Annotated in this window: 9 protein-coding genes; 8 read left to right on the top strand and 1 reads right to left on the bottom strand. The window is 35.1% G+C overall.

Annotated elements, in window-relative coordinates; genetic code table 11:
• The 7 genes from HMPREF2810_RS12310 to HMPREF2810_RS12335 form a co-directional block, all read left to right on the top strand.
• Positions 1 to 965, top strand: a 965-nt coding sequence (locus HMPREF2810_RS12310; RefSeq protein WP_070635615.1) for a PcfJ domain-containing protein, incomplete at its 5' end; no start/stop codon positions are given.
• Between the two features lie 690 nt (positions 966 to 1,655).
• Positions 1,656 to 2,384: a hypothetical protein gene (locus tag HMPREF2810_RS12315; protein WP_025187535.1), complete on the top strand. Its 729-nt coding sequence runs from the start codon at positions 1,656 to 1,658 to the stop codon at positions 2,382 to 2,384.
• A 186-nt stretch (positions 2,385 to 2,570) separates the two neighbouring features.
• A complete protein-coding gene (locus tag HMPREF2810_RS12320; RefSeq protein WP_002369767.1) occupies positions 2,571 to 3,005 on the top strand; it encodes a hypothetical protein in 435 nt (144 codons plus the stop codon).
• Positions 3,006 to 3,090: 85 nt separating this feature from the next.
• Entirely contained in the window at positions 3,091 to 3,429 is a 339-nt protein-coding gene (locus HMPREF2810_RS12325; RefSeq protein WP_002360759.1) for a hypothetical protein, read from the top strand.
• 48 nt (positions 3,430 to 3,477) lie between these two features.
• Complete coding sequence (locus tag HMPREF2810_RS15915) at positions 3,478 to 3,651, top strand: hypothetical protein (protein WP_002390337.1); 174 nt, start codon at positions 3,478 to 3,480, stop codon at positions 3,649 to 3,651.
• Positions 3,644 to 4,303, top strand: coding sequence for a DUF2786 domain-containing protein (locus HMPREF2810_RS12330; RefSeq protein ID WP_002393257.1), 660 nt, complete (start codon positions 3,644 to 3,646; stop codon positions 4,301 to 4,303). The genes HMPREF2810_RS15915 and HMPREF2810_RS12330 overlap by 8 nt, the downstream gene beginning before the upstream one ends.
• A gap of 49 nt (positions 4,304 to 4,352) precedes the next feature.
• The gene (locus tag HMPREF2810_RS12335) at positions 4,353 to 4,535 is read left to right on the top strand and encodes a hypothetical protein (RefSeq protein WP_002360857.1); all 183 of its coding nucleotides are present in this window, start codon (positions 4,353 to 4,355) and stop codon (positions 4,533 to 4,535) included.
• A gap of 210 nt (positions 4,536 to 4,745) precedes the next feature.
• Here HMPREF2810_RS12335 and HMPREF2810_RS12340 read toward each other — a convergent pair whose 3' ends face one another.
• The gene (locus HMPREF2810_RS12340; protein ID WP_002404726.1) at positions 4,746 to 5,438 is read right to left on the bottom strand and encodes a hypothetical protein; all 693 of its coding nucleotides are present in this window, start codon (positions 5,436 to 5,438) and stop codon (positions 4,746 to 4,748) included.
• A gap of 152 nt (positions 5,439 to 5,590) precedes the next feature.
• Here HMPREF2810_RS12340 and HMPREF2810_RS12345 point away from each other — a divergent pair.
• Positions 5,591 to 7,073 (top strand): peptidoglycan amidohydrolase family protein (locus HMPREF2810_RS12345; protein WP_002417673.1); only part of this gene is annotated, 1,483 nt, incomplete at its 3' end.

Raw genomic sequence — 7,073 nt, forward strand, 5'->3', positions numbered from 1 at the left:
ATTATGGTTTTATGAGTAGTGCTTATACAAATACGGTATTTTATCCAAATAACTGGCAAGAAAAACTAACCACTGTATCGGAATTAAAGTACTTACAGTTACCTGAAATAGAGCGCCATGAACTGGCACATATTTATAAATACCGAAACGAAATTGAGTTTTTACAAAAGATAGGCGCAACAACTCTTGCGAATGAAATCATTTTTGACGACTATCGCAACGTTTTTGGATTGTATTTTCATAAAGCAGATATGAGAGTAATTACTAAGAAATGGCTAAAAGCGAATAAACAAAAATTAAAAACAAGAAATCCAACCTTTCATGAATTCATGTTAGAAAAAACGTTAAAAGAGCGAAATGCGCCTATGATAAACGAAATAGAAAAGTACGTACATTATTCGCAAATCAAGCAATTACCGAAAGAGGTGAATTTAACCAAGTTTCAAAAATGGTTTATGCGAAAAGGGGAACGTTTTGACTACTATATGGACTACTTACACATGCTAGAAGAGTTGAACACCCCACTTAATAACGATAGTGTATTGTATCCAGAAAACTTACAAGTAGCTCACGATAACGCTATGAACACGCTAAACCTTTTGAAAAGTGAGATTGAAGAAAAGCAGTATCAAGAACGGAAAAACCAAATTAAAGCGTTAGAAGCTGAAATTGACGACTTGCTTTTTCTCACACCACATTCATTACAAGAAATCATTCAAGAAGGAAGTATTCTACGCCATTGTGTGGGCAGTCAACATTATATCGAACGACATACACAAGGAAAAACAACGATTGTTTTTATCCGAAGAAAAGAAAAGCCAGATATGCCTTACTTCACATTAGAATATCGAAATCAACAGGTTATACAAATACAAGGAAAATGTAACCGTCAGGAAGTACCAGAAAAGATAAAACAAGCAGTAGAACGTTGGAAACAAATCGCTCATACAGCCATACCTTCCTAAACAAACGAAAATAAGCGGTAGACAAAAGAGAAAAAGATTAAACGTTAGGAATGCTAAGAAAAGAGTTTTCTTAGCATTCCTAACCGAAATCTAGGACAAAATCCATTGTTCCGCTGCGGTGCAGTTGCCCTTGCTCCAAAACCAATGGATTTTCTGCTGCACTCAACACGAGTCAATTAAACGTTCTATTCCCATTCGTTCCGACTGGTGAACGTTTCTCTTTTCCTACTCGTTCCTCGCTTAACGGAAAAGGACATTGACACGAGTTGTTCCTTGTGAGACCACAAGGAAGCGTTCCGCAGATTTAAGTTTTTTCTGAAGCAGTTTCACTGCTACAGAAAAAAGGAGTTGGTTCTATGGCATTTTTCTGTCACTCGTCACTCTGTTACGGTTATCATTTCTTCAGTGAGCCGGCCTTGTGTACTTGCGAATCATACAACAGCCAGTCGAAAACACAAGGGTAAAATGCACGAGCAAGCTCGCCCTTGTGTTTTCTTTGTGTCTGATGTCTGTTCTCTGCGCACCCAAAACCTCAAACTCACTGAAGAAATGGATCATAACAGCAAACAAAGAAAGGAGAGGACCACAGAAAAATACCGAACCAACGAAGTTCAAAAGAAGCACCCCTTCCTAAATCTTCAAAAAAAATGAGTTTTGAAAAAAATAAAAAACAGAAAGAAGCGAGTAAAAATGACTAGACTTGAACAAGCACAAGGAAAATTGCAACGACTAAAAAGAGAAAGCGAAGAAACACACCGCTTAATTAGAGCGGAACATGACCGTATCCCTTTTGGACAGCCTAACATTATTGGCCGTGGGGACATTTATAAGAAAGTAAATGGCTATCATGATCGTGCAATTAAATTACTGAAGGAACAAGAAAAACAAGAAAAAAGAGTGGAAATGCTGGAAAAGGTAGAAGATTTTAAGGAAAAAAACGAGCTAATCAAAGATGTTCATGTTGTCGGTAAATCAAGTTATGCGACGGTTGGCGCAAAAACAAGTGTCAATAACATTGATTACTTTAAAAATGAACTAAAAGAGCTTGAAAAGGCTAACGAAAAAGCAAAAGCCTATAACAAGACAAAACCAGCAATTAAGGCGAGAACTTATGGCGCAGCAATCACGAAACTAAAAAATAAAATTGCGACCCTGGAACAAATGAAAGAAGCGGATGAAAATAAGGTGATGAGTGAGAAAACAAAAGAACTGATAGAAAGCGGTGCAGTGACACAATGGAAGAAAAAACCAATATTCTATTTCGTAAAAGGGTTGCGAAAAGTAGCACTAGAAATTGACGAAAATGGAGAATTCTTCATTTCTAACTATTATCCGGCTTGTACAGATGCAGATAAGGAATTTATCAATAAGTTATTAGATCCTGCAGCTGAAAGCACAAAAAAAGAAACCTTTTGCTGAAGACAAAAGATTTCTAGGACGTTAACTATTTATAGTCATGAATAAGTATAGCGTACCTTAGAAAAATATTCAATGGGTTCCTGCCATAACGATGGAGTTATGGCAAGGATTCATTGCAACTCATAGGATAGAACAATTATCTAACAGTAACGAATTAAAAAAAATATTGCTTTTGGAGGAATACAAATGAGAAGATTAAGTAATACGACAATGGCCAACGAAACTCTAAAAAAAGAAGCATGGTATAGAATGATGCTTACCGACCTATCAAGTTCTGTCATTGATGAGTTCATGGAAACAGGGAAATGCCATTACACCAGCAATTACTTTCAAGGTGAAAATATTTTGGTCACTGAAGAAATAGAGTCAATCATAAAGACGGCCGAAAAAAGGTATGGCTTCCTGGTATACTATGTAACTGAAAATAAAACTGCAGATGGTCAAAGGTTCTTGTCTTTGTTCTACGTTGCGCGAGAAACAAATGATTGGCTTTACTGTCACAGGGATTTAGAATCTTATAGGCAATATGTGTATGTAGTTAATACGACGAATCCTGCATTTTCAGAATTTGGAATGATTCAATTTGATCCAATACTAGGCAGTCTTTTACGAACTGCATAGATAAAAAAATATACATTTTATGGTATCAGTTGGGCTTTTTGGCCCAGCTGAAGCCTAACGTAAGGAATTATAAGAAAGGTGGAAAATGAGCATGGAAATACGGGAATTAACCATAATAGAAGATCCTTGCTTTTATCAATATACGACGATAAAAGAACTTGAATCGTTCAATACGTCTGAATTAACGATTGCGCTTAGCGTAGTTAGAAAAGAGCAGCGTCGCTTGAAAGAAAAAGTGTATCATTCTGGATCTGGCGATCAAGTGGATAAAAATAACGTTAAATTAATCAACAAGTACAGAGCCAATCTTGAAAAACTGCTGTTTATTAAGCAAGGGTATATTCCGGATGCAATCACGCAAAACATGATTGATACATTGATCAAAAACAATAAAAAATCCATACAGAAGATTCAAAAAGGTTGAGTTTAGCAAGGTAACAAAAAACATTTAATAAAAGAGAGGATGTAAAACATGACTGAAAAAATCGATTTGAAAAAGTTATATCATGAAAGTAAAAAGGAAAGAACCGAAAAACAAACGAAAATGGAACGAGCGTTAGAAGGAGTCGTGTGTGGTTTTCCAAGAAATACAGCAGATGATCCAATTTTAAAGATTACTATGAGCCAGGAGCATACGAATGGATGAAAAAAGAAAAGATAAAATTCAACGGTTGTTAGCACTAGCGAACGATGCGAATGATGAAGAATCAATGACAGCTTTAGCAAAGGCCCAGGAATTGATGCTAGCCTATGGGATTGATGAAGAAGAAGTGTTTCATTATCAGCAACACCAAAGGCAAGAAAAGGTTATAGATAAAGTGATTTACAAAGGAAGACCGCATAAATGGGTCTACAGACTAGCTGGGATCATTGCAAAGAATTTTCGCGTGAAGAACTACTATCAAAGTTCTACAGATATAGAATTACATTATGTGGGACTATCAACAGATGTAGAGATTGCAGAAATTACATTTTTATATGCAAAAGGTAGTGTTGCCTTTTGTTCAAAAGAGTTTATGAAACAACCGGAGATCAAGCGGAAATATAAAAGAAAATGGCAATTAAAACAAGATTATATTGAGGGCTATTTAACGGCCCTTAGTTCGGTATTTGAAAAGCAAGTACTTACCAATGGCTATGAACTTGCACTGCAGTTACCTGTAGCTGTCCATGAAGAAGTCTCAAAGCTAGGTTTGGTTAAAGGAAAAGACACCTCACACCAGGTTGAAAACTTCGATGCTTTTCATTCAGGTTATCAGGAAGGCTTACAGTTTAAAAATAAAGAGCTAATCAACTAATACATTTATTAATGGAGGGAATACTATTTAATAAAAAGGATGGATCAGAATGGCTATAAGGAAAGGTAATAAGCGTGCACAATCTAATTTAAATTTAAAACAACAAGAAGGGTTAAAGTATCTCAAAACAAAGTATAGAAAAAGCGAATCGAAAATTCTTGCTATCGGTCTTGAAATGTTACTAGAACAAGAACAAGCAGGTTTGCTAATTCCAAAACTTTATAAAAGGTGACTACTAAATACGTCACCTTTTTATTTTTCGCAAAAAAAGTGATGTAACTATTTTTTATATAGAAGCTATTTTGGAAACTTCATTAAGAATAAGAGATTGAAAAAGTAGTCTATAGATGAGTACCTTAAAAATAAAGTTATCAATAGATGAAATTAATAAAAAGAAACCTTCTTACTTAGAAGATTTCTTTTTATTAATTAATTGCGCTAGTTATTGAGTTACTTCTAGCATAACATCTTTTTGATCATCAGTAACATTGCCTGCGTAATTAGGAGTTATTAAAGATATGGATCCATTTTTATTGATAAACAAGTATAAATTACCTGATATATTTCGTTCATAGTTTGAATAAATATTACTTCCTAAAATTAATTCTGTATTTACTTTAACTGTTCTAATGCTATTATCGCCCGATGAAAATATTCTAATCTCTTTTGTGGGAATTGTATTTATAGATAACTCATATTTATTAATAGATTCTTTCAATTGGCTATTTTCAGCCCCAATTAATTTAGTTCGAAAGGTTGCTGTAGGTGTTGAATTTAAATTCTCTAAAGTAACTGAATTAGGCACATTCATTCCATTAAAATTGAATACTAGTGGATTGTTTAAATTACTAATATCTACAGCATAAGGTGCTGATTCTAAAGAATTTGATTCTTCTACATTTGTAGATGGTTCACTTTTAGGAGTTGTGGAAACCTGATTCGTACTTGAACTTGTAGAAGTTTCTTTTATTTCGGTGCTAGAGCTTGATTCTGTACTAGAACTATAATTAGTAGTACTTTTTTGCACTGAAGTCGTGTTAGTGGCAGATTTTTCTTGATTTTTAGATTCATTTGTTTTCTGAGAACTACACCCTGTTAAAAGAACAACTAAAGCAACAAAAACTAATTTTTTCATAATATTCCTCCTTATACAATCTATAACTAATTTTATCGTACTTAATAATAAAACAAAAGAATTACTTATTCTATTGTCACAAATAGATATTATTATCAACATATATAGGCGTATACGAAAAAAGTCGCGACAAAAAATATTGAGGTGATTTTATGAATTATAGTCAAAAAGCAGTAAACCTATGTAAAAAATATTCTTCCTTTTCACTTAAAGCTGTAGCAGGAAGAGACGGGATTTTGTCAATTGGGTATGGTCATTTATCAAATGACAGACACCCAATTAAATCAGGAATGACTATCACGGAAAGCCAAGCTGAACAAATTTTACGTGATGATTTATCTGAACATGCAACATTAATATCCAAGCTTCTGGCAATTAAAGCAACCCAAAATCAATTTGATGCATTAGTTTCTTTCTCTCATTCAAAAGGATTAGGTTTTTTACCAAGTTCAGATGTTATGCATTTTACAAACACAAAGGAATTTAATTCGGCTGCAAGAGAAATGAAATTGTATGTCTATGACATCGGAAGCATTAAATTACCAAAACTTGTTGAACGAAGAAATGCTGAGGCTTCACTTTATCTAGAAGGGGCTTCTGGAAATACTGAGACAAATAACCAAGCTCGTATTGGGTTTGATGTAATGATTCGTTGGATGGAAGGTAAAAAAGCCCAAGGTGTTACTTACAGTATGGATTACCGATTAGGACCAAACTCTTATGATTGTTCTAGTGCAGTATATTTTGCATTAAGAGAAGCTGGGTTCATTCCTCCTACTACTTATCCAGGAAATACAGATTCACTTTTTGGACAACTTGAACGTGTAGGTTGGTCACAATTACCACTGATAAATGGGAACTATGCTACTCAAAGAGGAGACATTTTCATTTGGGGAATTAGAGGCAATTCAGGTGGAGAGTTCGGTCATACAGGGATTTTTATTGATGAAAATATGATTATTCATTGCAATGCCAGTACAAACGTTGGTATCACAATAAATAGTTATGATCAATATTGGGTTAGTGCTGGACGTCCTACAGCTGCTATTTATCGTTTTGGAGGTGCTTCAAAACCATATCCTGGAGATTCTTCTGGATCAAAAGGAGATTCAGTGAATCCTTCAGCGGGTGTATTTTATCCAAGTATGAGATTACCGGTAAGTGGTGATACAGATCCTAATAGTCCAGCTTTAGATTACTACGAAGCTGGTCAGGCTATCGTTTATGATAGCTATGTTTTTGCTAATGGCTATGCATGGATTAGTTACGTTGCAGGTTCAGGCTTGCGCCGTTATGTGGCGGTAGGACCAGATGATGGTCGAACAGACACTGTATGGGGAACAGGATTTTTAAATAATACCCCTTCAGGATCGGGTTCAAATACGGGAAGTGCATTGAGTGGTGTATTTTATCCTAGCATGAGATTACCGGTAAGCGGTGATACAGATCCAAATAGCCCAGCATTAGCTTATTATGAAGCTGGTCAGGCCATTATCTACGATAGTTATGTTTTTGCCAATGGTTATGCATGGATTAGTTATATTGCAGGTTCAGGATTGCGCCGTTATGTGGCAGTAGGGCCAGATGATGGTCGAACAGACACTGTATGGGGAACAGGATTTTTTGATAATGGTG

The organism is Enterococcus sp. HMSC078F03 (assembly GCF_001811595.1).
Lineage (GTDB): Bacteria > Bacillota > Bacilli > Lactobacillales > Enterococcaceae > Enterococcus > Enterococcus faecalis.

What these genes read in the sequence shown, in the direction of transcription:
- HMPREF2810_RS12335 (WP_002360857.1), top strand. Translation starts at nt 4,353, where the DNA reads ATGGCTATAAGGAAAGGTAATAAGCGTGCACAATCTAATTTAAATTTA.
- HMPREF2810_RS15915 (WP_002390337.1), top strand. Translation starts at nt 3,478, where the DNA reads ATGACTGAAAAAATCGATTTGAAAAAGTTATATCATGAAAGTAAAAAG.
- HMPREF2810_RS12330 (WP_002393257.1), top strand. Translation starts at nt 3,644, where the DNA reads ATGGATGAAAAAAGAAAAGATAAAATTCAACGGTTGTTAGCACTAGCG.
- HMPREF2810_RS12320 (WP_002369767.1), top strand. Translation starts at nt 2,571, where the DNA reads ATGAGAAGATTAAGTAATACGACAATGGCCAACGAAACTCTAAAAAAA.
- HMPREF2810_RS12315 (WP_025187535.1), top strand. Translation starts at nt 1,656, where the DNA reads ATGACTAGACTTGAACAAGCACAAGGAAAATTGCAACGACTAAAAAGA.
- HMPREF2810_RS12325 (WP_002360759.1), top strand. Translation starts at nt 3,091, where the DNA reads ATGAGCATGGAAATACGGGAATTAACCATAATAGAAGATCCTTGCTTT.
- HMPREF2810_RS12340 (WP_002404726.1), bottom strand. Translation starts at nt 5,438, where the DNA reads ATGAAAAAATTAGTTTTTGTTGCTTTAGTTGTTCTTTTAACAGGGTGT.